Annotated in this window: 35 protein-coding genes and 1 pseudogene; 25 read left to right on the plus strand and 11 right to left on the minus strand. The window is 63.4% G+C overall.

All coding sequences use genetic code 11. The features are described 5' to 3' along the window. Positions 1-121 precede the first annotated feature (121 nt). From PV773_RS06000 to PV773_RS06010, 3 genes are all read left to right on the plus strand, one after another. Positions 122-1,054, plus strand: a complete 933-nt coding sequence (locus tag PV773_RS06000) for a DUF2493 domain-containing protein (protein ID WP_347965475.1) — start codon at positions 122-124, stop codon at positions 1,052-1,054. A gap of 179 nt (positions 1,055-1,233) precedes the next feature. Continuing rightward, the gene (locus PV773_RS06005; RefSeq protein ID WP_347965476.1) at positions 1,234-1,677 is read left to right on the plus strand and encodes a hypothetical protein; all 444 of its coding nucleotides are present in this window, start codon (positions 1,234-1,236) and stop codon (positions 1,675-1,677) included. Positions 1,678-2,265: 588 nt separating this feature from the next. Further along, positions 2,266-2,592: a DUF736 domain-containing protein gene (locus tag PV773_RS06010; protein WP_065011846.1), complete on the plus strand. Its 327-nt coding sequence runs from the start codon at positions 2,266-2,268 to the stop codon at positions 2,590-2,592. Between the two features lie 41 nt (positions 2,593-2,633). Here the strand turns inward: PV773_RS06010 and PV773_RS06015 are convergent, their stop codons facing one another. Then, positions 2,634-2,891 (minus strand): helix-turn-helix transcriptional regulator, encoded by a 258-nt coding sequence (locus PV773_RS06015; protein WP_292080284.1) that lies wholly within the window; start codon positions 2,889-2,891, stop codon positions 2,634-2,636. A 191-nt stretch (positions 2,892-3,082) separates the two neighbouring features. Between PV773_RS06015 and PV773_RS06020 the strand changes: the two genes are divergently transcribed. The 15 genes and pseudogenes from PV773_RS06020 to PV773_RS06090 all read left to right on the plus strand — a co-directional run bounded on the left by PV773_RS06020 (position 3,083) and on the right by PV773_RS06090 (position 14,020). Then, complete coding sequence (locus tag PV773_RS06020) at positions 3,083-3,346, plus strand: DUF2285 domain-containing protein (protein WP_347965809.1); 264 nt, start codon at positions 3,083-3,085, stop codon at positions 3,344-3,346. A 106-nt stretch (positions 3,347-3,452) separates the two neighbouring features. Beyond that, positions 3,453-3,623, plus strand: a pseudogene (locus PV773_RS06025) (DUF6499 domain-containing protein); the annotation flags it as partial. A gap of 46 nt (positions 3,624-3,669) precedes the next feature. After that, entirely contained in the window at positions 3,670-4,209 is a 540-nt protein-coding gene (locus PV773_RS06030) for a DUF2285 domain-containing protein (RefSeq protein WP_347965477.1), read from the plus strand. A 134-nt stretch (positions 4,210-4,343) separates the two neighbouring features. Then, positions 4,344-4,625, plus strand: a complete 282-nt coding sequence (locus PV773_RS06035) for a helix-turn-helix domain-containing protein (protein WP_347965478.1) — start codon at positions 4,344-4,346, stop codon at positions 4,623-4,625. Positions 4,626-4,632: 7 nt separating this feature from the next. After that, complete coding sequence (locus PV773_RS06040; protein ID WP_347965479.1) at positions 4,633-5,787, plus strand: replication initiator protein A; 1,155 nt, start codon at positions 4,633-4,635, stop codon at positions 5,785-5,787. Further along, positions 5,784-6,437 (plus strand): ParA family partition ATPase, encoded by a 654-nt coding sequence (parA, locus tag PV773_RS06045; protein ID WP_347965480.1) that lies wholly within the window; start codon positions 5,784-5,786, stop codon positions 6,435-6,437. Before PV773_RS06040 ends, parA begins: the two co-directional genes overlap by 4 nt. A gap of 163 nt (positions 6,438-6,600) precedes the next feature. Beyond that, positions 6,601-6,855, plus strand: coding sequence for a hypothetical protein (locus tag PV773_RS06050; RefSeq protein WP_347965481.1), 255 nt, complete (start codon positions 6,601-6,603; stop codon positions 6,853-6,855). Beyond that, entirely contained in the window at positions 6,852-7,358 is a 507-nt protein-coding gene (locus PV773_RS06055) for a DUF2840 domain-containing protein (protein WP_347965482.1), read from the plus strand. The genes PV773_RS06050 and PV773_RS06055 overlap by 4 nt, the downstream gene beginning before the upstream one ends. Beyond that, entirely contained in the window at positions 7,355-7,900 is a 546-nt protein-coding gene (locus tag PV773_RS06060) for a S26 family signal peptidase (protein WP_347965483.1), read from the plus strand. The genes PV773_RS06055 and PV773_RS06060 overlap by 4 nt, the downstream gene beginning before the upstream one ends. 67 nt (positions 7,901-7,967) lie before the next feature. Further along, the gene (locus PV773_RS06065) at positions 7,968-8,303 is read left to right on the plus strand and encodes a DUF736 domain-containing protein (RefSeq protein WP_347965484.1); all 336 of its coding nucleotides are present in this window, start codon (positions 7,968-7,970) and stop codon (positions 8,301-8,303) included. 2 nt (positions 8,304-8,305) lie between these two features. After that, a complete protein-coding gene (locus tag PV773_RS06070) occupies positions 8,306-9,067 on the plus strand; it encodes a transglycosylase SLT domain-containing protein (protein WP_347965485.1) in 762 nt (253 codons plus the stop codon). Positions 9,068-9,310: 243 nt separating this feature from the next. Next, positions 9,311-11,050 carry a DUF3363 domain-containing protein gene (locus PV773_RS06075; protein WP_347965486.1) on the plus strand — a complete coding sequence of 580 codons (1,740 nt, stop codon included), beginning with the start codon at positions 9,311-9,313 and terminating at the stop codon, positions 11,048-11,050. Between the two features lie 24 nt (positions 11,051-11,074). Next, a complete protein-coding gene (locus PV773_RS06080; protein ID WP_347965487.1) occupies positions 11,075-13,063 on the plus strand; it encodes a conjugal transfer protein TraG in 1,989 nt (662 codons plus the stop codon). A gap of 5 nt (positions 13,064-13,068) precedes the next feature. Then, a complete protein-coding gene (locus PV773_RS06085; RefSeq protein ID WP_347965810.1) occupies positions 13,069-13,503 on the plus strand; it encodes a CopG family transcriptional regulator in 435 nt (144 codons plus the stop codon). 265 nt (positions 13,504-13,768) lie between these two features. Further along, on the plus strand, positions 13,769-14,020 hold the full coding sequence (locus PV773_RS06090; protein WP_315924193.1) for a DUF982 domain-containing protein: 252 nt from the start codon (positions 13,769-13,771) through the stop codon (positions 14,018-14,020). Between the two features lie 61 nt (positions 14,021-14,081). On the opposite strand, the gene PV773_RS06095 is transcribed toward PV773_RS06090, so the two are convergent. After that, positions 14,082-14,447 carry a hypothetical protein gene (locus PV773_RS06095; protein ID WP_347965488.1) on the minus strand — a complete coding sequence of 122 codons (366 nt, stop codon included), beginning with the start codon at positions 14,445-14,447 and terminating at the stop codon, positions 14,082-14,084. After that, positions 14,444-14,614 (minus strand): hypothetical protein, encoded by a 171-nt coding sequence (locus PV773_RS06100; RefSeq protein ID WP_347965489.1) that lies wholly within the window; start codon positions 14,612-14,614, stop codon positions 14,444-14,446. The genes PV773_RS06095 and PV773_RS06100 overlap by 4 nt, the downstream gene beginning before the upstream one ends. 5 nt (positions 14,615-14,619) lie before the next feature. Between PV773_RS06100 and PV773_RS06105 the strand changes: the two genes are divergently transcribed. Beyond that, a complete protein-coding gene (locus PV773_RS06105; protein WP_347965490.1) occupies positions 14,620-14,985 on the plus strand; it encodes a response regulator in 366 nt (121 codons plus the stop codon). Positions 14,986-15,002: 17 nt separating this feature from the next. Here PV773_RS06105 and PV773_RS06110 read toward each other — a convergent pair whose 3' ends face one another. From PV773_RS06110 to PV773_RS06125, 4 genes are all read right to left on the minus strand, one after another. Then, entirely contained in the window at positions 15,003-15,278 is a 276-nt protein-coding gene (locus tag PV773_RS06110; RefSeq protein WP_347965491.1) for a DUF1488 domain-containing protein, read from the minus strand. Beyond that, positions 15,275-15,589 (minus strand): hypothetical protein, encoded by a 315-nt coding sequence (locus tag PV773_RS06115; RefSeq protein WP_347965492.1) that lies wholly within the window; start codon positions 15,587-15,589, stop codon positions 15,275-15,277. The genes PV773_RS06110 and PV773_RS06115 overlap by 4 nt, the downstream gene beginning before the upstream one ends. 175 nt (positions 15,590-15,764) lie before the next feature. Beyond that, positions 15,765-16,127, minus strand: coding sequence for a hypothetical protein (locus PV773_RS06120; RefSeq protein ID WP_347965493.1), 363 nt, complete (start codon positions 16,125-16,127; stop codon positions 15,765-15,767). Next, on the minus strand, positions 16,124-16,387 hold the full coding sequence (locus PV773_RS06125) for a hypothetical protein (protein ID WP_347965494.1): 264 nt from the start codon (positions 16,385-16,387) through the stop codon (positions 16,124-16,126). The genes PV773_RS06120 and PV773_RS06125 overlap by 4 nt, the downstream gene beginning before the upstream one ends. A 468-nt stretch (positions 16,388-16,855) precedes the next feature. On the opposite strand from PV773_RS06125, the gene ftsZ reads away from it, so the two are divergent. The 6 genes from ftsZ to PV773_RS06155 all read left to right on the plus strand — a co-directional run bounded on the left by ftsZ (position 16,856) and on the right by PV773_RS06155 (position 20,312). Next, positions 16,856-17,848 (plus strand): cell division protein FtsZ, encoded by a 993-nt coding sequence (gene ftsZ, locus PV773_RS06130; RefSeq protein WP_347965495.1) that lies wholly within the window; start codon positions 16,856-16,858, stop codon positions 17,846-17,848. Positions 17,849-17,861: 13 nt separating this feature from the next. Next, a complete protein-coding gene (locus tag PV773_RS06135; RefSeq protein WP_347965496.1) occupies positions 17,862-18,614 on the plus strand; it encodes an NYN domain-containing protein in 753 nt (250 codons plus the stop codon). A 253-nt stretch (positions 18,615-18,867) separates the two neighbouring features. Further along, positions 18,868-19,077, plus strand: coding sequence for a cold-shock protein (locus tag PV773_RS06140; RefSeq protein ID WP_292841499.1), 210 nt, complete (start codon positions 18,868-18,870; stop codon positions 19,075-19,077). Between the two features lie 110 nt (positions 19,078-19,187). Further along, positions 19,188-19,412 (plus strand): hypothetical protein, encoded by a 225-nt coding sequence (locus tag PV773_RS06145; protein WP_315924175.1) that lies wholly within the window; start codon positions 19,188-19,190, stop codon positions 19,410-19,412. A gap of 340 nt (positions 19,413-19,752) precedes the next feature. Beyond that, entirely contained in the window at positions 19,753-20,013 is a 261-nt protein-coding gene (locus tag PV773_RS06150; protein ID WP_315924173.1) for a DUF982 domain-containing protein, read from the plus strand. A gap of 56 nt (positions 20,014-20,069) precedes the next feature. Beyond that, on the plus strand, positions 20,070-20,312 hold the full coding sequence (locus PV773_RS06155; protein ID WP_347965497.1) for a hypothetical protein: 243 nt from the start codon (positions 20,070-20,072) through the stop codon (positions 20,310-20,312). A 49-nt stretch (positions 20,313-20,361) separates the two neighbouring features. Here PV773_RS06155 and PV773_RS06160 read toward each other — a convergent pair whose 3' ends face one another. The 4 genes from PV773_RS06160 to PV773_RS06175 all read right to left on the minus strand — a co-directional run bounded on the left by PV773_RS06160 (position 20,362) and on the right by PV773_RS06175 (position 22,907). Beyond that, positions 20,362-20,580 carry a hypothetical protein gene (locus PV773_RS06160; protein ID WP_347965498.1) on the minus strand — a complete coding sequence of 73 codons (219 nt, stop codon included), beginning with the start codon at positions 20,578-20,580 and terminating at the stop codon, positions 20,362-20,364. A gap of 473 nt (positions 20,581-21,053) precedes the next feature. Continuing rightward, entirely contained in the window at positions 21,054-21,311 is a 258-nt protein-coding gene (gene rpsU, locus PV773_RS06165) for a 30S ribosomal protein S21 (RefSeq protein ID WP_315924166.1), read from the minus strand. A gap of 240 nt (positions 21,312-21,551) precedes the next feature. After that, entirely contained in the window at positions 21,552-21,848 is a 297-nt protein-coding gene (locus PV773_RS06170; protein ID WP_315924164.1) for a hypothetical protein, read from the minus strand. Between the two features lie 663 nt (positions 21,849-22,511). Then, a complete protein-coding gene (locus PV773_RS06175; protein ID WP_315924160.1) occupies positions 22,512-22,907 on the minus strand; it encodes a hypothetical protein in 396 nt (131 codons plus the stop codon). Positions 22,908-22,944: the final 37 nt, after the last annotated feature.

Raw genomic sequence — 22,944 nt, forward strand, 5'->3', positions numbered from 1 at the left:
TGCCATCCTCCGCTGACGCTCCGGCCCTCCGCTTCGCTCCAGGTGCCCGGCCGTCCCGCCCGTGGGCTTTCGTCGCCATGAAGGCCGCGAGGGTCGCGGTCGAGCCGACGGGAGATCCCCCATGAGCAAGCACGACGACACCGAACCGCACCACGCATCGTCCCCTACCGACCATGTCCTCACCGAACTCCAGCTCTATGGCTGGCGCCCCTACAGCGACGAGCCCGATCCGCGACCTTTGCCCGATGGCGACCATGTGGCCGGAGCGGTGGCCGACATCTTCGACGCCCTCATCGCCACCCTGGCCGATACGCGCCTCGAACCCGATCTCGACGACCTGCTCTGGTCCGTCACCAATGTGTTCCACCGCGCCGTGCTGCGGATCGAGCGGCAACTGGACGACAACGAGCAGGCGCAGCGCCGCCTGCAGCGCGAACAGGACGGCACCGAGATCAAGGCGGTCGAACTCGAAAACCTCACCGCCCAGGGCCAGACCATGCTCGAACGGCGCGACGCCTTCGAGCTCATGCGCGACCAATCCGGCGACCGCTACGAGCAGCACACCGGCTCGGCCTGGCGGCCACGCTCCGGGTCGATGGTCAATCATCGGCACCTGACCTCGGCGATGATCGACAGCCGCGATTTCCTCGCCGCCCGACGCAAGGCCGACAGCGAGGTCATGCTGCCCTCCGGTCCGAAGATCGCCTTGACCGGCGGCCTCGACTTCAACGATCACCATCTCGTCTGGGACGCGCTCGACAAGGTCCACGCCAAGCACCCCGACATGGTGCTGATCCACGGCAAGTCGCCCAGGGGCGCAGAACTGATCGCCGCCAAATGGGCCGACAACCGCAAGGTGCCGCAGGTCGGCTTCGCTCCGGATTGGGAGAAGCACGGCCGGGCCGCGCCATTCAAGCGCAACGACGCCATGCTCGACATACTGCCGATTGGGGTCATCGTCTTCCCGGGCACCGGCATCCAGGACAATTTCGCCGACAAGGCGAGGAAGCTCGGCATCAACGCCTATGACTTCCGCAAGCGGGGCGGCGCGTGAGCGCCGCCTTCCATCTCCGGGCAGAACGCTCGATCGGGCAGTCTCGTCCGGTCGACCATGCCGCCTTGGGCGCCGCACGTTCTGCTGCCATTGTCGTCCGAACACTGCTATAGTTCCTGTCGCGCCGTGGTGGTGGTGGTTGGCGCGACCCGTTCTAGTCATGCACGGAGACCACCACCATGATCATCCTCGCCATTATCGCTACGCTTGCCGGCATCACTGCGCTTTGCTGGCTGCTCTTCAACCTCGCGGTCTTCGCCCTGCCGCTCTTCGTTGGCACTGCCATCGGCACCTGGGCGCACGAGACCGGAGCGGGCATTCCGGGCACCATCATTGTCGGCGTCATCGCGGCCGCACTGACCTTCGGCCTGTTCCAGCTTCTGCTCCTTGTCGCGCGACCCGCCTGGGTCAAGCTGCTCGTGATCCTCGCCTTCGTCGCGCCGGCGGCGATCGCCGGCTATCACGCCACCTTCGGCATCGTGAAGCTCGCCATTCCGTCTGACACTTGGCAGCTCGTCTTCTCCATCGTGGGCGCGGCGGCGGTCGGCATCACGGCGTTCATGCGCCTCACCCTGATGGCCCCGCCCGCGCCAGTCGGACAAGGTGCCGCAAGAGCCTCATGATCGGACGACAGATCGGCGACTAGACCCGGCAGGGCCTCGCCGTTCTCGTCGCGAACTACGTCGGCATGGGGCGCGCTGCCGTCGGAAACGCGATCATGAAATCCAGATAGTGCCCACGCCGGTACCTGCATGGCGGCAGCACGCCCCGATCCGGCCGACAGCAGCGGAAGAACGTGGGGCAAACTCGCCACTGGCGCGGGTGGCGAGGATGGTGGCGGACATCCGGCTGAACCGGGAGCGGCGCAGAGCGCAACGATAAACTCGTTGTTTCCGGATACTCGCAGTTCGCACGCGGCAGCCAAGTTCTCCGGGCCGGCTCTTCCCTATGTCCGCTCCAATACGGTCTCTCTATTGGCTTGATCTGGCCGAAGGCCGGCTTCGCCTCGCCCGGCTATGCTTCAACGGCGCCTCCAGACTTTCTTCCCCTGCCGCCTGACGCCGGCATTCCTCGCGAGGCAAGAAAGTCCTCCGCCGCCATCCGCCGCTTCGCTCTGGCCCTGATGGGTGAAGCGCCGTTCGCCTTCGGCCGGCCGATCGCCATCGAGACCGCAATGGTGCGGCTCGAGCAAGAAACCACGGAGAACTACCATGGCCACCATCGGCACCTTCAAGCAGTCCGGCAACAACGAGTTCACCGGCGAGATCGTCACCCTCTCGCTCCAGGCCAAGAACGTCCGCGTCACCCCCGACACCCGAGCCAGCGGCGAGAACGCCCCCAGCCATCGCGTCTATGTCGGCCGGGTCGAGATCGGGGCAGCCTGGGCCAAGCGCTCCAACGAAGGCCGCGAATACCTCGGCCTTAAGCTCGACGATCCCTCGTTCACGAGCCCCATCTACGCCAACCTGGTCAGCGACGAGAGCGGCGAAGGCTACAGCCTGATCTGGTCCCGCCCGAGCCGTCGCAACGGCGACTGAGGCTCCCCGACACCCCGCCCGGCTGGCCCGGGCGGGGGCCTTCATTTCCTTGTGCCGCGGTCCGACGAACCGCGCTTCTTAGCGCTGATGTCCGGCCGCTTCAGCAGGTCGGACGCTTCGAGACCCAATTCCCTGGCGAGGCGGTCGACGACGTCGATCCCGGCGGCGTAGACGCTGCGCTCGAGCGAGCTGATATACGTGCGGTCGATCCCGGCGCGATGCGCCAGCTCCTCCTGCGACAATCCCTTCGCACGCCGCTGCGTCCTCAGATTGTGCGCCAGTACGTCCCGAATCTCCATCCATGAGAGGACAAGGTGTTGTAGAGAATTCTTCCACGGAGTATTCTCTACACACGCTCGACAAACTTCTTGAGATCGCTGTCGCTCCTAGAGTCCAGCCGGATTAGGCGTCGATCGCTTGCGGCACAGGGTTGGCTGCAACCGTTCACAACCGACCTGGCACCGTATAGAGTTCTCCGCGGGGGACGATGATGAAGCAGCCGAGGTTCCTGGACGCGCCGCCGGACAGTCCTGTGCTGACGGACTATGACCGTGAGCACATGAAGGAATACATGCGTGTGCTCGATGCGGCCGCCGATGGCGCCGATTGGCGCGAAGCCGTCGCTGTGATCTTCGGCGTCGATCCTGCTGCCGAGCCCGAGCGAGCGCGACGTGTCCACGACAACCATCTCGCCCGCGCGAGCTGGATGACGGAACATGGCTACCGTCAACTCCTTCGCAAAGGACGCGAATAGAGAAAGGCGATGCGCTCGGGGCATCAGTTGGCGCTTCTTTAGACTCTTCCCAAACCGTCAGCTTTCGGGAACGCTGCCACTCCACGTTGCGGCACGAGGAACCACGATGACGCCCGACACGTCCCGTTGGCGCTCTTCGGAGACATACAACTATCTGGACGATCTCGATTCTCCCGATCTCGCCTGGGAATGGCTCAGGCGCAATCCCAACTATCAGAAGGACTACGCGGAGGCGGACCGCCCTTCCCTGAAGCGCGAACTCCATCGGAAATGGGGACTGCAATTTTTTCGTCCCGCCGTCGCTGAATGCTGGCGAGCGTCCGGTGCTCTGGTCCGCCGAAGCGGACACGAGCGCCGTGCTGCTCACGCACGCGCCAGCCATCCTGCCGGCGGCCGACAATCTCTTCACCGAGCTGCGCGAGACCTCCGCCCGCTCGGACGAGCAAGGCGTGCATTTCCTGCTCACGGCCGGCGGGCAGACTATTCGGCTGGTCAGGCTCACGGGCATCCCGGCCGATGCGCACGTCGCAGCGCTCGTGCCGCTTGATGCCGACGCCTTCGACAGAATCAAAGCCATCGACCGCCTGCTCCGCGCCTTGAAAGGACGACCGGTCCCTGACGACCGCCGTTTGACGCGCCAACAAAAACGGCGTCACCGCCATATGCTGCAAGCCACCGATGGGCGCGTGAACGGCGCAACCTACCGCGACATCGCCGGCGTCATCTTCGGCGTCGACCGCGCTGCGTCCGAGCCCTGGAAAACCTCGGCGCTACGCGACACCACCTCCGCCCTGGTCAAAGACGGGCTGGCGATGATCGCCGGCGGCTATTGTGCTCTCCTTCGCCATCGCCGCCGGGCCTAATCCCCGCCGCGCGGGGGGTGAGAATTAGCGTCACCCAACTTCCCCCTCCCTCCACGCCAGCAATCTTCGCCACCGTGGTCCCCGTTCGCCGCTGAGAACCAGCGGCCACCCGGAACCCCACGGAGGCCCGATCGATGCGACCCGACCTGTCCGCTGTCCCGCCACGCTTTCTTCGCACCAAGGAAGCCGCTGAATTCTTGAGCCTGTCCGCCCGCACGCTCGAAAAGCATCGCACCTATGGGACCGGGCCCGCCTACCGAAAGCTCGGCGGGCGCGTCGTCTACGCGATCGACGATCTCCAGGCCTGGGCCAACCGCGGCGCCGTCACGTCGACCTCCGACCCACGCGGCGCCGTCCTGCCCGCCAAGCGTCACACGCCCGCGCCGCCCGCTCGCACCAGCCGCTTCGCGCGCTGATCCCTGAATGACGGCGCGGCGGCAGGCCCCTTCGGAGCGCGGACAGCTCGACCTGTTTCGGGCGCTCCCTGGCGACTTCGCGCCGCGTGATACGCAGGATCTCATGGCTTACCCGTTCTTCTCCCTCTCCAAGACCCACCGCGTCGCGCCGATCGATTTTTGCGCCGGCGATATCTCGATCCGCGTCGAAGCCGTTCCCGACCACGGAATGGCGACCATCTGGGACGCCGACATCCTGATCTGGGCGGCGAGCCAGATCATCGAGGCGCGCGACGCACAACTGCGCACCTCGCGGCTGATGGCCGCCACGCCGTATGAAATCCTGACCTTCGTTGGCCGCGGAACGTCCTTGCGCGACTATCAGCGCCTGAAGGCAGCGCTCGATCGCCTTCAGTCGACGACTGTCTGCACCTCGATCCGCCAGCCGGCCGAGGGCCGCCGCCATCGCTTTTCATGGATCAACGAGTGGCAGGAGCGCACGGATCGCCAGGGCAGACCCGCCGGCATCGATCTCATCGTTCCAGACTGGTTTTACCAGGCCGTTCTCGACGACGCGCTGGTTCTCACCATCGACCGCGCCTATTTCAACCTGACGGGCGGGATCGACCGCTGGCTCTATCGGCTCGTGCGCAAGCACGGCGGTCGCCAGCAGGACGGTTGGCGCTTCGACTTTCGCCACCTTCACCAGAAGTCCGGCAGCCTGTCGCCGTTCAAGCGCTTCGCCTTCGAACTGCGCGACATCATTCGCCGCCAGCCACTGCCCGGCTACACGCTGTCGCTGGAGGTCGAGATCGGCGGGCGCGTGCTGCTCGCCTTCGAGCCGACCTGGGGACAGTTTGTGGAAGGCCTCGTGCTATCGGGAACCCGCGCTCACGTGCTATCGGGAACCGGGGGCTCGTGCTATCGGGAACCGAAACGGCCCTCAAGCCCAAGAAAATCAACAGAAAATTGCTCCCTTAACTTAGACTCTAACAGAGAGTCTAACCTTAAGAGGCGCGCGCGCGATGTGAACAACATCGAAAGCGGGCATCGGAACAAAGCCGAAGCGCCTGCCGATCACGCCATCCCTGATACGACTTTCCGTAGTTCCGCTTCTACGACTGACGATACTTCCGACGCGCCGAACCTGCTCCAAAGCCGCAAGCAGGGAGGGGCAGAATGATCGTCGCGCTGCTCAACCAGAAAGGCGGCGTCGGCAAGACGACGCTCGCGCTGCATCTCGCCGGCGAGCTCGCCAAACGCGGCAAGCGCGTGACCCTGATCGACGCCGACCCGCAGGGATCGGCACTCGACTGGTCGCAGCAGCGCGGCCGCGAGAGCCTGCCGCGCGCCTTCGGCGTCGTCGGCCTGGCGCGCGACACGCTGCACCGAGAAGCACCCGAGCTGGCCCGCGATGCGGATCACGTCGTCATCGACGGGCCGCCGCGTGTCGCCGGCCTGATGCGCTCCGCGCTGCTCGCCGCCGACCTGGTGCTGATCCCGGTGCAGCCATCTCCGTTCGACGGCTGGGCGTCGGCCGAGATGCTGGCGCTTCTCGCGGAAGCGCGCGTCTACCGGCCCCGGCTCGTCGCGCGCTTCGTGCTCAATCGCTGCGGCGCACGCACCGTCATTGCCCGCGAGACGGCCGAGACGCTGGCCGACCACGATCCGCCGGTGCTCGCCACCACCGTCGGTCAGCGCGTCGTCTTCGCAGACGCCGCGCAGTCCGGCCGGCTGGCTTCCGAGATCGATGACGACAGCCCGGCCGCGCGCGAGATCTCGGCGCTGGCGGCCGAGGTCGCGCGCCTGGCCATCGGCGGGATCGCGCCATGAGGGCGGGCTCCGAGATCGTGCCGGCCGGCGACGGGTTCGTCGGATCGGGCTCGGCCTGCCGACTCTCCGGCCGTTGTCTCGGCCGCGAGATCGACGCCGGTATGGCGGAGTACGCCCGCGCTCGCATCGCCTCCGTGCCGCCGTTCCACGACGGAGGCGGCGCATGACGGGCCGCACCGACAAGCGCCGCTTCGCATCTCGCCCCGGCGGTCCCGAAGGCTGGATCAAGGCGGCCGAGACGCAGGTGAACGGCAAGGCCGGCAACAACAGGTTCACCGCCCGCCTGACCATCGACATCACGCCGGAGCTGCGCGGGCGCATCAAGGTCGCGGCGTTCCGGCGCGGCGTGACAGTCGCCGACATGCTGCGCGACCTGCTCGCCCGCGAATTCCCGCTCATCGATGGAGACGCCACATGACCGGCCATGCGGCACGCCTTCCGCTGCCGGGCGGACCGGCGCCATTCGCGACGCTTGTCGAGCTGACCTGGCGCCAACGCCAGATCGAGCATTGGATCAGGTTCGGCCGAAAGAGCTACGGACAGGTCCTCGACCGCCACCGCACTATCGCCGGCTTCGCGCCGAACAGCATCTTCGCCTTCGTCCGCTGGGCCGCCAACGAGTACGGCACGATCGTCTCGCGCATCGACATCGTGCGCGCCATCGGACGGGGCGAGCCGTTCCAGACCCTGCCGTTCGTGCGCCCCGGCGGCGAGATTCTGCTGAAGGCCGAGAACTGGCCGACCGTCGAGCGCGTGCTTCAGCATATCGATGCGATCGAGGCTCATGGCGTCGATCCCACCGACGTCGACCCGGCCCACTGGCGGCATGTCCACAATCGACTTCGCGCCGGCGAGACGCCGTCAGCGTATACGCCGTCGCGGCACGAGGCCTGGCTGAAGCGCCGGAGGACCGGCCCATGACGCGCCTCGGCCTCGTCATCGCAACCGTGCTCGCAGCGATCGGCGTCGGTTATCCCGGCCTCGCGCCGATGCCGACCAAGCTGATCTGGAACGCATCGGCCAGCGCGCCGATCGGCCTCTACACGGTTGCGCCGGCAGACCGTCTCGACGTGCCCGAGTTGGTCGCCGTCGACCCGCCGGGCGTGCTTGCGGCTTTCCTCGACGCGCGCGGCTATGTCCCCGAAGGCGTGCCGTTGATGAAGCGCGTTCTTGCGGTCGCCGGACAGACGGTCTGCCGCACCGGCCTCGTCGTCACCATCGACGGCATCGAGGTGGGCGTGGCGCTCGAACGCGATCGCTCTGGCCGTGACCTGCCGGTCTGGCAGGGCTGCGAACGCGTTCCTGCCGGTGCGGTGTTCCTGATGAACTGGCAGGTCCGCGACAGTCTCGACGGCCGCTACTTCGGCCTGACTCCCACCAGCCAGATCATCGGCCGCGCGGTCCCCCTTTGGACCGACGAGGACGGCGACGGGCGGTTCCAATGGCGCGCGACAACGCGGTGAACGCGCCCCGATCGCGTGCCGTGGCCCGGCGCGCGTCATCTCCACCGCACAGACAAGGAGCCCTTCGATGCCGCAGATCGGTCATTTCACCCGCACTCCATCCGGATATTCCGGACGCGTCCGCACCCTCTCGCTCGATCTCGAACTGACCTTTGTCCCGGCCGAGAATGCCGACGTCGAGAATGCGCCGGCTTACCGCATCCATCTTGGCAACGAGGACGGTCCGGAAGTCGGCGCAGGCTGGAAACATACCGGCGATCGCGCCGGCGCGTTCATTTCCGTCGTGCTCGACGACCCTGTCTTTGCGCATCCCGTTCGCGCGCGATTGTTCCAGTCGGATGAAGACGGCCGCGACTGGGGCCTGCACTGGACACGCCAGAAGAAGCGCGAGGAGCAGGAATAGCCATGCCCCATTCCTGCGTCGATCCTGTCTTTCGGAAGTGCGGCGACCGACGCCGCACCGTCCTCCTTCTCCTTTCCGGCCTCGCCTTCGCGACGACCGCATCGTTTCCGACCTTGGCGCAGGTAGCAGCTCCGGTCCGCGTGACCGACGCGAATCCGCATGCAGCCCACATTGCTACGGCATCGCGCCGGTTCGGCATTCCGGCGGCATGGATCGTCGCCGTGATGCGTGCCGAAAGCGCCGGCGATGTGCGCGCGGTGTCGTCGGCCGGCGCGATGGGGTTGATGCAGGTCATGCCCGAAACCTGGGCCGAGTTGCGCGCTCGCTATCGGCTCGGCCGCGATCCCTATGATCCCCATGACAACATCTTCGCCGGCACGGCCTACCTGCGCGAGATGTGGGATCGCTACGGCAATGTCGCCGCGATGCTCGCGGCATACAATGCCGGCCCCTCACGCTATGACGAGCACCGCGCGACGGGCCGCCCGCTGCCGGCCGAGACACGCGCCTATGTCGCTTCGCTCGCACCCGTGCTGCGGGGCGAGGGTCCGTCGAAGATCGCATCGGCGGTCGAGAAGCCGCTCGACTGGCGCGAGTCAGCGGTCTTCGTGCGCGACAGCGACGCACCCAGCGTCGATCTCCTGCAGGGCGGCCGCCGATCGCGCGCGCCCCATTTATTTCTTCCGGCGACACCGGAGGCACTTCCCACGCCGGCGTCGCAGGGACTCTTCGTCGCCCGCGGCGACAAGGGAGCCGTCCCATGACCGGCTCCGCGGCAATTCGCGTCCTGTCGTGTTCCAGCGCATCACCGAGGCCGCTGAGGATGGCGCCAGGCACCACAACCGTCCGATGGCGAGATAAAAAGGCGCAACGTGCGCCTCGGTCGGGTGGTTGTTTTTGCTGGGTTTTCTGGGGCGCTTCGCACCGTGTAGCGATTTTGCGCAACGTGCGCGCTGAGCATAAGCACCTGTTTCCTCGACATGTTTTGAACGTCGCGGGGCCGGGCCATGGCCGATGAGCGCGAGTTCCGTATCCGTCCTGGGCGAATCCGTTCGACCCGAGCGCAGCAGGCGCGGCCCTTCATCGCGCAGGCGCTGGCGGCCGCGCAGAAGGCCGGAGGCCGCGTGTCGCGGTCCGGCAGGATCACGCCCGGCAACCGCTCGCGCTTCGGCCGCGGCCAACGTGCCAGCATCCAGGCCAACCGCCTCCTCACCGGACGCACGCGCATCGTCGTCATCAAGACCCGCGTCGTTCGCCACACCCCGCGTTCGGCCCCGCTCGGCGCGCACCTCAATTACCTGCGCCGCGACGGCGTGACGCGCGACGGGGAGAAGGCCCGGATGTTCGGGCCGGAGAGCGACGACTTGGACGCGCGGGAATTCGCGGAGCGCTGCGAGGGCGATCGACATCATTTCCGCTTCATCGTCTCGCCCGAGGACGCAGCCGACATGGCCGACCTCAAGGCGCATGCTCGTGAGCTGATGAGCCAGATGGAAAAGGACCTCAGCACCAAGCTCGATTGGGTCGCCGTCGATCACTGGAACACCGACAATCCCCACATCCATATTATCCTGCGCGGCCGGACCGAGGACGGCCAGGACCTCGTCATCTCCCGCGATTACATCAAGGAGGGCATGCGCGCCCGCGCGCAGGATCTGGTCACGCAGGAACTCGGCCAGCGCACCGATCACGAACTCCACCGCAATCTGGAACGTCAGGTCGAGGCCGAGCGCTGGACTCAGCTCGATCGCCAGCTTGTCCGCGACGGCGGCAAGACCGGCATCATCGATCTCGCACCGCTCCCTGATCGCCTGCCGGACGCGTTCCACGCGCTGAAGGTCGGCCGGCTGCGCACCCTCGAAATCCTCGGGGTCGCCGGACAGGTCGGCTCGGCTCAGTGGTTCATCAAGGAAGAGGCGGAGAAAGTCCTGCGTGAGCTGGGCGAGCGCGGCGACATCATCAAGCGCATGCATCGCGCGTTGACTGAGCGTGGCATCGATCGCGGCTCTGCCAGCTACGTCCTCGCAGCCGGGAGCCTCGACGTGCCCGTCATCGGCCGGCTGGTCGAGCGCGGACTCGATGACGAACTGCGAGGCACGACCTATGCCGTGGTCGACGGCGTCGACGGCCGCACCCATCATATCAAGCTGCCGCATCTGGACGCCGCCGGCGACAGCCCGCCGGGCTCGATCGTCGAGCTCCGCTCCTATGAGGATGCGCGTGGCGAGCGTCGCGTTGCGATCGCCGTCCGCTCCGACCTCGACATTCAGGCTCAGGTCAACGCGACCGGAGCGACATGGCTCGACCGCCAGGCGGTGGCGCGTGACCCGATCGCGCTCTCGGAGGGCGGCTTCGGTGCCGAGGTGCGCCAGGCCATGGATCAGCGCGCCGAGCACCTGATTGGTGAGGGCCTCGCAGATCGGCAGGGTGGGCGCGTCGTCTTCGCGCGCCGGCTGCTCAACACGCTGCGCGACCGGGAAATCAATGCGCTCGGCGAGAAGCTCGCTGGCGAAACGGGCCTGCCGTTCAATCGCGCTGGCAGTGGGGAGTTTGTCGCCGGCACCTATCGCCAGCGCCTCGCGCTCGCCACCGGCCGCTTCGCCATGATCGACGACGGACTCGGCTTCCAGCTCGTGCCCTGGGCGCCCTCACTCGAAAAGCAGCTCGGCCGCCATGTCTCCGGCGTCGCCCGTGGCGACGGCGGTGTCGATTGGGATTTCGGCCGCACGCGAGGCCTCGGCCTCTAGCTTCAATCAGAAAGGATCACTGGGATGTCCGCGACAAAAATCCTCTGGGGGCAGATCCTCACCGTCTTCTTGATCGTGCTGATGACGACCTGGGGCGCGACACAATGGACGGCATGGCGACTGGGGTTTCAGGCGCAGCTCGGCCCGCACTGGTTCGAGTTCGTGGGCTGGCCCGTCTACTATCCGCCGGCCATCTTCTGGTGGTGGTATTTCTACGAGGCCTATGCGCCCAACGTCTTCGTCGAAGGCGGGCTGATCGCAGCGTCCGGCGGCTTCATCGCCATCGCCGTCGCCATCGGCATGTCGGTCTGGCGGGCGCGGGAAGCCAAACATGCCGCCACCTATGGCTCGGCGCGCTGGGCGGACAAGGTCGAGATCAAGGCAGCCGGATTGGTCGATCCCGATGGTGTCGTGCTCGGACGCTTCGAGCGGGACTATCTCCGACATGACGGGCCGGAACACGTGCTGTGCTTCGCACCGACACGATCCGGCAAGGGCGTCGGGCTAGTCATCCCCTCTCTGCTCACCTGGCCGGGCTCGGCGATCGTTCACGATATCAAGGGCGAGAACTGGCAGCTCACGTCGGGCTTCCGCGCGCAGCATGGCCGCGTGCTGCTGTTCGATCCGACCAATCCGAAGTCATCCGCCTACAATCCGCTGCTCGAGGTCCGCCGTGGTGAATGGGAGGTCCGCGACGTCCAGAACATCGCGGACATACTGGTCGATCCGGAAGGCTCGCTCGACAAGCGGAACCACTGGGAAAAGACCAGCCATAGCCTTTTGGTCGGCGCGATCCTGCACGTCCTCTATGCCGAACCCAACAAGACGCTGGCGGGAGTCGCCAACTTTCTGTCCGATCCGAAGCGGCCGGTTGAATCGACCCTGCGTGCCATGATGAAGACCGCGCATCTTGGAGAGGCGGGGCCGCATCCCGTTGTCGCCAGCGCGGCGCGCGAGCTGTTGAACAAATCCGACAACGAGCGCTCGGGCGTCTTGAGTACGGCCATGTCTTTCCTCGGCCTCTATCGCGATCCCATCGTCGCCGAGGTCACCCGGCGCTGTGATTGGCGGATCAGCGACATTGTCGGTGGTGATAGGCCAGCCACGCTCTACCTCGTCGTGCCGCCATCCGACATCAACCGGACCAAGCCACTGATCCGCTTGCTGCTGAACCAGATCGGCCGTCGCCTGACGGAGGATCTTCAGGCCAACCGCGGCAGGCACCGCCTGTTGCTCATGCTCGACGAGTTTCCGGCGCTTGGCCGGCTCGACTTCTTCGAGACTGCCTTGGCATTCATGGCCGGCTACGGCCTGAAGTCGTTCCTGATCGCGCAGTCGCTGAATCAGATCGAGAAGGCGTACGGCCCAAACAATTCGATCCTCGACAATTGCCATGTCCGCGTCAGCTTCGCCACCAACGACGAGCGGACGGCGAAACGCGTCTCCGACGCGCTCGGCACCGCCACCGAGATGCGGGCGATGAAGAATTATGCCGGCCACCGGCTGTCGCCGTGGCTGGGGCATCTGATGGTATCGCGACAGGAGACCGCCCGCGCGCTGCTGACGCCGGGCGAAGTGATGCAGCTTCCGCCGACCGAGGAGATCGTCATGGTAGCGGGTATTCCGCCGATCCGGGCAAAGAAGGCGCGCTACTATGAGGATACCCGGTTCAAGGAACGCATCCTGCCGCCGCCGGAACTGCGGAGCCCCGCTGAGGTCCGCGCCGACGACTGGAGCAAGTTGCCGATTCCGGTCCAGTCCACTTCCGCCGCAACGTCAGGCGTGCAGCAGCAGGACGACGAAGACCCGACCGAGTCCGAACGCCGGCTGCAGCCAGAGCTCAATCGCGTTAAACCGGTCGAGAAGAAGGAGCCGATCGAGAATGAATTCGAGATCGACCCCAGCGACGATGGAGACGACGACGATGCCGTGCGCAACCGTCGGATGACCCGCCTCATGCAAGGTGTCGCGCGCCAGGTCTCGCTCGATCCGAACGACGGCATGGAGCTGTGAGCGCCATGGCCGGTCGCAGAAAGAAGATCAAAATCTCCGCCTATCTCGACCCGGATGTCATGACCATGCTGGCCAAATACGCGGCTCACCGAAACCAGCCACAGTCGATGATCGCCGAGGCTGCCATTGCGTCGTTCCTGTCCCCGGATGCGGCCGAGCGGCGAGAGGCGGCGATCGGCAAACGTCTCGACCAGCTCGACCGGCGCATGACGCGGCTTGAACGGGATCTCGGCATCGCGGTCGAGACGCTGGCGGTGTTCGTCCGGTTCTGGCTGACCACGACACCGGCGCTGCCGGAGCCGGCCGCCCAGGCCGCGCGCGCCAAGGCGAGCGAGCGATATGAGGCCTTCATCACCGCACTTGGCCGACGCTTGGTCAAAGGGCCGAAGCTCCGGCAGGAGATTCCCGAAGATGTTCCGGGTGAGAAGGGCGATCAATAGCGTTCGGCCGGCGACATTGCCTCTCGTGGTGATCGTGGGCAACACTCGTTATATCCTGCGCGGCGGCAACTGGGTGGGTTCTTGCCTGTCCGCCTTTAGGCGACTGAGCGAGGAAGCCGACGCTCAATCAGCTTGGGCCGGCTGACAGGTTCGCGCCCTCAACCTGGTCGTTCAGCTTGCCGCTATGCAATCCTGAAAGCTGCCGTCCGACGAATAATGCGTCTACCATGCTCGCCTTTCCATGCAATCGGGCGTAGGTTGCGCGATGGACGTCAAAAAATTTCGAGTTCCCGTGGTCGTCTATATCGCCGGTCCACTGGGGTTCGTGCTCATTGAATCCATGCAACAGGCCTCGGATTTTCTGTTTGACCATTGGCCTGGAAACGACAGCCTGGCCTGGACCGACGCGATGAGGTGCTGCGCCGAAGAGGGTGCTGCCGATGATGCGAGTGCCGCATTCCTCTCCGCACTAAAGGGTGCTGGGATCAGTTACGATCGCACGGTCGAAATTTACTGACGACAGCCGCTCAAAACCGCAGGCTGAGTTGCATGCGCTGGCGGGATCGGAGCCCGCCGTTTCAATTTCTGCGGACATTCGCCTGATGCCGCGAAAGGGGCAAAGGAGAAACCTTCATCCACGGAGCAGGAAGAAGCGCAGGAGCCCGCTGCTGGCGAAAGCTGAGGCGGCCTGGAATGGTCTCGGAGTTGCCATGACAAAGCGCGAGACTGACGACTTCGAAATCGATGTGGAGTGCCCCCGTTGCCATCATCAGGCCAAGACACGCATCGGCTGGATTCGTACGCACACCCAGATGGAATGCCTGAACTGTGGCGATATCATCAACATCGAGAGCAAGAACTTCAGGTCGCACGAGCAGCGCTAGACTATCGCAAGGACGCCCGCCTTTTTCGAGCCTCTGATAGAAAGCCTTGCACAGGATCAAGGACCAGCCCATCCCGTGCCGTGACGTGTCCGCTCCCGAAGCCGGATCGCCGCTCTTTTTCCTCGATCGTCGATTAAGCCGGCCTGTCTTTTGAAAAAAGATGGATCGATACCTGCCTTGAGGCGTTCCGCACTATCTTCCTCAAGCGGCCAGACCAGATCGGTCATTTGCAATGGATGTCCGGACCGCCGTTCTGGTCGTCGAGGACGAGACACTCGTTCGTTTCGATATTGTCGATCATCTGGCCAATGAAGGCTTTGTTGTTCGCGAGGCCGCCAACGCTGACGAAGCGATCGCCATCCTGGAGACCGACCCGGATATCCGGTTGCTGTTCACCGATATCGACATGCCAGGCAGTATGGACGGACTGAAACTATCGGTCGCGGTGCGCGATCGATGGCCGCCGGTCAAGGTTATCATTACATCCGGACACCGATCCGTCCGGTCGTCAGCCCTTCCGGACGGAGCGCGTTTCTTTTCCAAACCTTACAAGCACGCAGACATCGTGGACTCCATGCGCAAACTTCTGGCAGGGTAGATGATGAGGCTGAGACATCAGCGCAAGTCGCGGATCGTTATGACGTAGTTCGTTTGGCGGCCGCGCGAATAGAGCTTGCGGGCAACCTCGTAAATCGAGGAGCGCGCCCGATCGAACGCGGCAAGACAGGCCGCCTCCGTTACCTCTGTCCTGCCTGTCCTGGCGCGGGTTCCTGCCAGCGCATCGGCTTCGACAAAGAAGCGGACCTCGAACATGCCGTCGTGGCCGATAAAGCGGACCGCATTGCGTACTTCGTCGAAACTGCGGCTCGGATTGGGGAAGTCGAGCGTCACGGCTGACAAGCCGAGCCCTCCTGGCCGGGCAACCGGCGGGCCAGCGACCTACCGTGCTCACGCCGACGGGCCTCGTTGCGACGATTGAGGTAAAGCATGCCTTCGGTGGCCCGACCAAGGCTCATGCCGGTCATGACAAGGCCCTGGATTTTCGCCGGGATCCCCGTGAAGACGTGATAGATGCTCCAGGAACCGTCCCGTTCGACCCGACGGCCATACTGGTAGTCGATGGTGTCATGGCAGGCCGCTTCGCTCCTGTTTTCCTGCCGGGAATCTGCCGGGGCGTACCGTCCGATTTCGTGAGCATTCATGATAACGTCCTTTCTTCGTGTCTGCGGCGCTGCACCGTCAGAAAGCCATCGGGCATCGGAGGTCGATTGGAACCCGAAGGCCGGGACCCGATCCCCACGGCTCATCAGTTCCTGGCTTTGCCGCTAGACGTGTTGGCGGCGGGCCTGAGCTGGCTGCCCAAAGGGTTGTTAGCGTTTATCGGCGCTTTTTGCCTGTTTCGGTTTCCGAATCTCGCGATTGCGGCGTTTTTGTCCCTTGGCCATGGCCGAACGTCCTTTCGAGCAGGGTTGCGTTTTCGCTTTCCGACGATTGCCGTACCAGGTCGAGGCTGTCCTGTGTGGTCACCCTCTCGTGGCGCTCCTGGTCGTTGCGGATTCGGTTTTGCGGGGGATCTCCCTTCGGAGGAAGCATGCCGGTGATGTGGTAGATTTCCGCGGTCTTCGGGAATGTGCCGAAGTTGCCCTTCAACCTGACGGCCTGGCCTACGGCATAAAGGTGGGTTGCAGGCTCGCGGCGGAGCGGGCGGGAATTACGATGTATGAACCTTGTCGTGGTCATGATTGTTTTCGGTCCTGTTCCAGTGCGGCTTCGAGGAAAGCCGGATCGATCGGCACCATCTGCTGGGTGGTTGCTCTTATCGAGATGGCCGGCAGATGGATGAAGGCAGCGACACGCCGCCAGGCAAGGCTTGGACCGCTCTCGATAGGCTCTTCGTCTTGGTCGACGAGATAGTCGCCCGGCGGCTGCGGCGCATCAAACCCCGGCAGCGAAAACGCCGACAGGAAGCGAACGACCTTCTGCGTGGTGCGGTTGTCCATGACTGCCACCCTTTCGGAGATGCCGCTGCCCGAACCGCAGACGAAGTTCCGCCTGTCAGGTCCATACGCTGTCGGCGCGGCGTTCATTTCCAGGTTTCGAACAAATGCGGCCGGTTGCGCCCGGTCGGCACAACCATATCGCTATCGAAAATTCAGAATAAACTGGCGGGTCTCTGACACCGCGCGAGCCAAATCGGCCAAATCAACGAGGTCTATCTATGCGCCTTGATTGAGTTGCAAACAAGGCGCTTCCTTTTTTTGTTTTTCCATTGAAAAGAATTCGTAGCTCGGCAGCCAAGGAAGACTTCAAGTATAGACACTTCGACATCGAGACCACTCGGGTGGCAGAGCCGCCGCTTGCGGGCGAGGCCTCGGTCTGGTTCCCTGCTTGCGGCGGGTGTTGTCCTGATTCGCAGCGCGTGGCGCCGGTCCCGGACCGGCAAGTGAGCCTCTGGGAGGAAGACGGCAATGAGCGCCAGACCGGCAATCACCGAGATGAAGCCGAAGATCACCGTGATCGGAGTTGGCGGCGGCGGCGGCAATGCCGTCAACAACATGATCGCCGCCGGATTGCAGGGCGCGGAATTCATCGTCGCCAACACGGATGCGCAAGCCCTTGCCATGTCGAAGGCATCGAAGCTGATCCAGCTTGGTGCCGGCGTCACCGAAGGACTTGGGGCCGGCTCGATACCGGATGTCGGTCACGCGGCCGCGCAGGAGTCGATCGATGAGATCATGGACCACCTTGCGGGAACGCATATGTGTTTCGTAACGGCCGGCATGGGCGGCGGAACCGGCACGGGCGCCGCTCCCGTCATCGCGCATGCAGCGCGGCAGGCCGGCATTCTCACGGTCGCCGTCGTCACCAAGCCGTTCGTCTTCGAGGGCAAGCGGCGCATGCAGTCGGCCGAAGAAGGCATCGCGCGGCTGCGCGAATGCGCGGACACGGTGATCGTCATCCCGAACCAGAACCTCTTCAGGGTCGCCGACACGAGGACGACCTTCGCGGACGCCTTCGCCATGGCAGATCGTGTCCTCTACGCGGGTGTCGGCTGCATCACCGACCTCATCGTGAAGGAGGGACTGATCAATCTCGACTTCGCCGACGTGCGCGCGGTGATGCGCGACATGGGCCGGGCGATGATGGGAACGGGTGAGGCCGCAGGCGAGGGCCGGGGAAAGGCCGCGGCCGAAGCGGCGATCGCAAACCCGCTCCTGGACGAGGCGTCGATGGGCGGCGCCAGAGGCGTACTCGTCTCGATCTCCGGTGGACCGGACATGACGCTGTTCGAGGTCGACGAGGCCGCGACACGCATCCGCGAGGAAGTCGATGCCGACGCCGACATCATCGTCGGCGCCATATTCGATGCGGCGTTGGAAGGAAGGTTCAGGGTATCCGTCGTTGCCACGGGTCTGCGCCAGAAGGCGCAGGTGATCGAATTCGAGCAGCGAATGGCCTGAAGGAAAGCTTGCGATGCCGTCCGAACCCCGCTCGCCGCGTCTCGCGGTTCTCATCGATGCCGACAATGCCTCGGCAAAGATCGCCGATGGCCTGTTCGAGGAGATCGCCAAGATCGGCGAAGCCAGCGTCCGTCGCATCTACGGCGACTTTTCCAGCCCACGCTCGAAGGCCTGGGCCGACGTGTTGTCGAGGCACGCGATCATTCCGCAGCAGCAGTTCGCCTACACGACAGGCAAGAACGCCTCCGACATCACCCTGGTCATCGACGCCATGGACCTTCTGCACAGCGGGCGCTTCGACGGCTTCTGCCTGGTTTCCTCCGACAGCGATTTTACCCGTCTTGCCGCCCGCATCCGCGAGCAGGGCATCGACGTGTTCGGCTTCGGCGAGCAGAAGACGCCCGAGAGTTTTCGGCAGGCTTGCCGCCGGTTCGTCTATACGGAGAACCTGCTTGCGTCCGCTCCGGCGAACGAACCGGAGGCTGCACCGAGCGCAAAGCCGTTGCAGTCGCCCTCCGCCGCCGTGCCGATCATCCGCAAGGTGATCGCCCAGATGGAAAGCGAGGACGGCTGGGTTCCGCTCGGCGCGGTCGGCACGCAGCTTGCCAATCTGGCTTCCGATTTCGATCCCCGCACCTTCGGCTTTCGCAAGCTGAGCGATCTCGTACGCAAGACCAACGCCTTCGAGATCGACCATCCTGAAGGAGGGATGCTGCGGATAAGGATCAAACCGGAGGCCGCGAGAAAGGGACGGCGGAGGGCGTGAGGGCCTGCAAAGACGTAGCAGTCCTCCCTCCGGCCGAGAGATCCGTTCTGAGCCGGAAAGATTTATTCCCGACCTTGCCTTGTTTCGAACACCGAATAGGCCTACGTTCTAAATATCGATCTTGGCTGTCGAACTTTGTTTCTGACGCGAACTGCGTCTTCGGCGATCTTCTCCTCTCAAAATCGATCTGAACCGTTTGTCATGCATCTTGCACGGCAAGCAATTTTCTATGGATGATTGAAAGGAAATCGTCATGAATACTGGAACAGTCAAGTTCTTCAATTCGACCAAAGGTTTTGGCTTCATCGAACTCGGCAATGGCCAGCCCGACGTGTTCGTCCACATCTCCGCTGTCGAGCGGGCCGGCATGCGCTCCCTCGTCGAGGGCCAGAAGCTCAGCTTCGACGTCGTGAAGGACGATCGCAACGGCAAGAGCGCGGCCGAGAACCTGCAGGCCGCATAACGATTGCGCTGGCCTTTGACCACGGATGTACTGGCGCTGGCCACAGAGCGCAGACGAGAGAGGTCGGGCAAGTCCCGGCCTTTTTTCTTTTCATGACCGGAGACCCGCACATGCGACACCCTGAAATGCCGCAAGGGATATTCAAGCCCAAGCCGACCGCCATCGAAACGAAGCAGGACGCCACCACCAGGGCTGCCCGCCAGATCATCGACGGCGAAGCGGCCGTGCGGGAACAGAAGACCGAACGGCTGAGGCTGGCAAGGCTTGCTATGGAAGCAATGAACACGAACACGCCGCCCTTGCAGAAGCGGCCGGTCAGGCGCAAGCGCGCATAGCCGGATCGACCAGGTACAAACGCGAAAACAGAGGCAAGACGAACGCCGAATTCCAACGGGAAGGATGATGAAAATGCCCTCCACCTATCTCGCTTGTCGGCACGCCATGGCAAGGTTCTACGACAGGTATTTCGGACGACCGCCTGTTGTGACGACACGCTTGAAGCCTGCCGGGTTGGAGACGCGACCCGACGAGGCGCGACGTTGCAGGCAGGGCGATACCGACGGCTCGCGTCGCAGGGCGGCTCAAACGAAGCTCAGGCACCAGATGCACTGAACCGCCTGCTGGACGTCCTGCGACTGCAAAGCACGCATATCGGAAATTTTCGATAGGTCCGCGATGAACAACCAGAACTTCAGGATGCCTTTGGTGATCTACGATGACCGGACGGGCTTCAGCCTGATCTCCTCGGTGTCGCAGGCGGCTGATTTCCTGTTTGCCTATCACAAGGAATACGGCAGCCCGGCATGGTCGGATGCAATGAACTGCTGCTCTGAAGTCAAGCTGGGAACTTCCACCCCTGAGCAGGTCAGTGCAGCCTTTATCGCCGCCGTGACAGGCGCCGGGATCAGGATCGATCCCACGCTGCGCCTGTATTGATTTCGGCAACGGACTTCTCATCCCCGATCGAAAATCGTGGCTGCTACGGAGCGCAGATGAACAACGTGATCAATCTCCACGGCGAAAAGCGCTGGAAGGCAGTCATCGAATACCGCACCGAGGATGGGCCGAAGAGCGTCGAGCACTACTTCGAGGAGATTTCAGATCTCCATCTCATCATCGAGCACGGACCCGACTGGAATTTCCTCATCCGCTGCACGGTGACGCTCAATCGATCCGATGACGGTGCGGAACAGAACAGTTCCGAAAAGGCGCTGCGAGAGGAGCGACCGTATTGACGGCTTGACCGAACGGTCGGACGAGTCGCTTGTTGGACCCGCGACGCGCTTACGCGTTTTTGGTCATCGTTCCATGATTGAGATCGATGCTTTCGGCGTTCGCTATCTGCCTTGCGAAGTCTCGCTGCAGTTCTCCCCAAAGGCCAAGATAGCCGCCGCAATTGCTGCAATGGATAGGCGTTTCTTCATCTGCATTGTCGGGGATCGTCATCTGGATCCTGCCACATCGCTTGCAGTCCAGCATGTTGTCCAGCCGCGCCTTTGTCATCGAAAACGCCTCCCACATGGACAATTGAACCCGTGCTCGGAACAAATGCCGACCCGGCGGTTTTTATTCTAGCACCGCCCCAAGCTCCTTACGACGGTCTCGAAGCGGCAAGGTGAAATACGTTGGCGAGACCATCGAAAAATTGCGGCGCTACATTGCTGAGAAAGACAGCCGCCACGTCCTCGAAGAGGCGACACACTGTTGTTTGTCGCGTCCGGGAGGCGTACGATGGAAATTGGCGAAAGAAGTGGCTCGGAGGGCCAGGAACGCAAGGTCTGCCGTTTCCATCGCAACAGCCCCTGCGACCACATAACCCTTTAGCCCCGTTGTGGTGCGCCACCATAGGATATCGGCCACACCTTGTCGCATCACGTTATAAATCGCCCGCTCGGTTCACGGCTGGCGGGAGATTTATTTCTTCTGGGGACGTAACGAACTCCCCCGAAGCGGTGCGGGTGGTCCGTTCTGGCAAACTATGCAGCTCGTGACGCTGGGCGGGGAAGAATAGGCTTCTTCTTGGGCGCGGGCAGGAGACCTTCGCGCTGCGCTTGTTTTCTCGCTAGTTTTTTCGCACGCCTGATCGCTTCGCCTTTTTCCCGGACGCGGCGTTCCGAAGGTTTTTCATATGCCTTCCGTGCTTTCATTTCTCGAAAGAGCCCTTCGCGTTGCATTTTCTTTTTGAGCACCCTTAGTGCCTGATCAACATTGTTATCTCTCACCAGAACTTGCAACGTATCTCCTGACGCCTTTATGGCTTTCCGGTCAACCGAGGCGGTAGACCAAGCTGCGCACCATACAGGCTTCTTACCCCAGCGCATCCCCTTGGTCGCAAAAAGTCCGAGCTATGAAAGGCCTGGAAGGAAACTTTGGCGAGGCGGTCTAAACCAGCATGGGAGCTTCTGACGGCTCGTTCGATCGAGCCACCTGCTTTTTGCTCAGCAGCCGGATGTGCATCTCCTCAACTGCGTCCTTTAGCCCCGCGATGTCTTCATGAGCAGGGCCGCATGGCGTAGCTCGCTCGATATTTCCTCATCCGACAAGGTGTCGATCCGCAAGGGCATTTCCGGCCATCGGTAAACCGCCGGCCCTTGCCAGCGGCTGTTTGCCGGGGTCCCGGAGTAATCGATCTTGCAATGGTAAACCCGATGAAGCGTGGCGGCAGCACGCTGCAATAGCCTGGCGCACTGCAACTTTGTCAGATTGCCCGTCTCGCCCGCTGCATGAGTGAGTTCAGAAATGAAGGCGTCCGTATCATGCTCTTGAGGCATGGAAAGACCCTCCCACCTTTCCCGTTCTCTCACAACCGTCCGTCGTCGGCTCCATCCGCGTGCCTCCATGAACGTTCACATCAGCACCAAGTTGCTAGATGCAGTGGTAAGTAGTGCTGCCGAAGCGGCCTTGAATGCCCGACACGAGGTTGAGGTGCCCGTCCGGCTACTCCCGGGCGGGCTTTCCTGGTTTCGAGGGGGCTAGATGAAGAAACGTAGAGGATGTGGCTGCTACCTGAGCAGAACCTGCCGGCGGCCGTCGTATACATTGTCCCTGCAGCGATTTATGCCGGTCGGCACAGGCTGGTCATTGATACGTGTGGCTACGTGATTGTCGTGTCTTCAGTAGCCGTGACGCCCAGTCGATAGGCTTGCCCCTCAGCGTATGCCTTGGCAAAACTGTTTGGTTGGATATCGAAGCTCGAGGGTTCGCCCGTTTTCCGTGATGCGCACACACCAGCCGCCGGGTGCCTTCGAGAGAACCACGGTTTTGATATCGTCCATGCTCAGAAGGTAATGCTGGTCAGAACGACGTACACGATACTGCCCAAAATGCCGACCACGAGCGCCAACAGCCAGCCAGCGGGATCAGCGGCCAAGCGGGCAAGATTTTTCATGCTATCCATTTGAAGTCCTTTGCCGGTCGTCCCCACAGAAGCTTCGTCAATGCATCTGATGGCGGCTTTTGACCTCGTTCTCGCGGCGATGCCGGCCGTCTGTATCATTGTCAATTCGACACTGAACTTCGTCTCGGGCGACCCGGAACGCGAGTTTTTGGGCAACAATCTGCGGCGCCTCGCGATCCGAGAACCTGGATCCGAACAAAGCGCCGACGGCTCGGCTAACCACACTTCGTTGCGAGGAGTCGCTCCCCTTGACCTCGCGCACATTGAGCACCGAGCGCAGGTCAGCCTCCGCTGTGACGCCGCCTTGAAATTGATCAATCAGGAACCTTGCCCTCATCGTTTCCTGACTTCTGTTGCGTGGAACGGCTCGAACTTCGAGCAGTAACCGTTCGATCATCGTCATGTTCTTGGAAGTCAGATAGGCGGAAGACATGGAGTCCTCCTTTCGTTGGGGCTAGGGCACGATGGCC

This window comes from Mesorhizobium sp. CC13 (assembly GCF_039907765.1).
Lineage (GTDB): Bacteria > Pseudomonadota > Alphaproteobacteria > Rhizobiales > Rhizobiaceae > Aminobacter.

Bases quoted from the DNA above. Each gene is read 5' to 3' on its own strand.
- PV773_RS06125 (WP_347965494.1), bottom strand. From the start codon at position 16,387: ATGGACAACCGCACCACGCAGAAGGTCGTTCGCTTCCTGTCGGCGTTT.
- PV773_RS06105 (WP_347965490.1), top strand. From the start codon at position 14,620: ATGGATGTCCGGACCGCCGTTCTGGTCGTCGAGGACGAGACACTCGTT.
- PV773_RS06135 (WP_347965496.1), top strand. From the start codon at position 17,862: ATGCCGTCCGAACCCCGCTCGCCGCGTCTCGCGGTTCTCATCGATGCC.
- PV773_RS06060 (WP_347965483.1), top strand. From the start codon at position 7,355: ATGACGCGCCTCGGCCTCGTCATCGCAACCGTGCTCGCAGCGATCGGC.
- PV773_RS06160 (WP_347965498.1), bottom strand. From the start codon at position 20,580: ATGACAAAGGCGCGGCTGGACAACATGCTGGACTGCAAGCGATGTGGC.
- PV773_RS06065 (WP_347965484.1), top strand. From the start codon at position 7,968: ATGCCGCAGATCGGTCATTTCACCCGCACTCCATCCGGATATTCCGGA.
- PV773_RS06015 (WP_292080284.1), bottom strand. From the start codon at position 2,891: ATGGAGATTCGGGACGTACTGGCGCACAATCTGAGGACGCAGCGGCGT.
- PV773_RS06100 (WP_347965489.1), bottom strand. From the start codon at position 14,614: ATGACCGATCTGGTCTGGCCGCTTGAGGAAGATAGTGCGGAACGCCTC.
- PV773_RS06005 (WP_347965476.1), top strand. From the start codon at position 1,234: ATGATCATCCTCGCCATTATCGCTACGCTTGCCGGCATCACTGCGCTT.
- PV773_RS06145 (WP_315924175.1), top strand. From the start codon at position 19,188: ATGCGACACCCTGAAATGCCGCAAGGGATATTCAAGCCCAAGCCGACC.
- PV773_RS06055 (WP_347965482.1), top strand. From the start codon at position 6,852: ATGACCGGCCATGCGGCACGCCTTCCGCTGCCGGGCGGACCGGCGCCA.
- PV773_RS06170 (WP_315924164.1), bottom strand. From the start codon at position 21,848: ATGCCTCAAGAGCATGATACGGACGCCTTCATTTCTGAACTCACTCAT.
- PV773_RS06000 (WP_347965475.1), top strand. From the start codon at position 122: ATGAGCAAGCACGACGACACCGAACCGCACCACGCATCGTCCCCTACC.
- parA (WP_347965480.1), top strand. From the start codon at position 5,784: ATGATCGTCGCGCTGCTCAACCAGAAAGGCGGCGTCGGCAAGACGACG.
- PV773_RS06040 (WP_347965479.1), top strand. From the start codon at position 4,633: ATGACGGCGCGGCGGCAGGCCCCTTCGGAGCGCGGACAGCTCGACCTG.
- PV773_RS06075 (WP_347965486.1), top strand. From the start codon at position 9,311: ATGGCCGATGAGCGCGAGTTCCGTATCCGTCCTGGGCGAATCCGTTCG.
- PV773_RS06050 (WP_347965481.1), top strand. From the start codon at position 6,601: ATGACGGGCCGCACCGACAAGCGCCGCTTCGCATCTCGCCCCGGCGGT.
- ftsZ (WP_347965495.1), top strand. From the start codon at position 16,856: ATGAGCGCCAGACCGGCAATCACCGAGATGAAGCCGAAGATCACCGTG.
- PV773_RS06150 (WP_315924173.1), top strand. From the start codon at position 19,753: ATGAACAACCAGAACTTCAGGATGCCTTTGGTGATCTACGATGACCGG.
- PV773_RS06140 (WP_292841499.1), top strand. From the start codon at position 18,868: ATGAATACTGGAACAGTCAAGTTCTTCAATTCGACCAAAGGTTTTGGC.
- PV773_RS06115 (WP_347965492.1), bottom strand. From the start codon at position 15,589: ATGAATGCTCACGAAATCGGACGGTACGCCCCGGCAGATTCCCGGCAG.
- PV773_RS06080 (WP_347965487.1), top strand. From the start codon at position 11,075: ATGTCCGCGACAAAAATCCTCTGGGGGCAGATCCTCACCGTCTTCTTG.
- PV773_RS06175 (WP_315924160.1), bottom strand. From the start codon at position 22,907: ATGTCTTCCGCCTATCTGACTTCCAAGAACATGACGATGATCGAACGG.
- PV773_RS06120 (WP_347965493.1), bottom strand. From the start codon at position 16,127: ATGACCACGACAAGGTTCATACATCGTAATTCCCGCCCGCTCCGCCGC.
- PV773_RS06155 (WP_347965497.1), top strand. From the start codon at position 20,070: ATGAACAACGTGATCAATCTCCACGGCGAAAAGCGCTGGAAGGCAGTC.
- PV773_RS06090 (WP_315924193.1), top strand. From the start codon at position 13,769: ATGGACGTCAAAAAATTTCGAGTTCCCGTGGTCGTCTATATCGCCGGT.
- PV773_RS06070 (WP_347965485.1), top strand. From the start codon at position 8,306: ATGCCCCATTCCTGCGTCGATCCTGTCTTTCGGAAGTGCGGCGACCGA.
- PV773_RS06020 (WP_347965809.1), top strand. From the start codon at position 3,083: ATGAAGCAGCCGAGGTTCCTGGACGCGCCGCCGGACAGTCCTGTGCTG.
- PV773_RS06010 (WP_065011846.1), top strand. From the start codon at position 2,266: ATGGCCACCATCGGCACCTTCAAGCAGTCCGGCAACAACGAGTTCACC.
- PV773_RS06085 (WP_347965810.1), top strand. From the start codon at position 13,069: ATGGCCGGTCGCAGAAAGAAGATCAAAATCTCCGCCTATCTCGACCCG.
- PV773_RS06035 (WP_347965478.1), top strand. From the start codon at position 4,344: ATGCGACCCGACCTGTCCGCTGTCCCGCCACGCTTTCTTCGCACCAAG.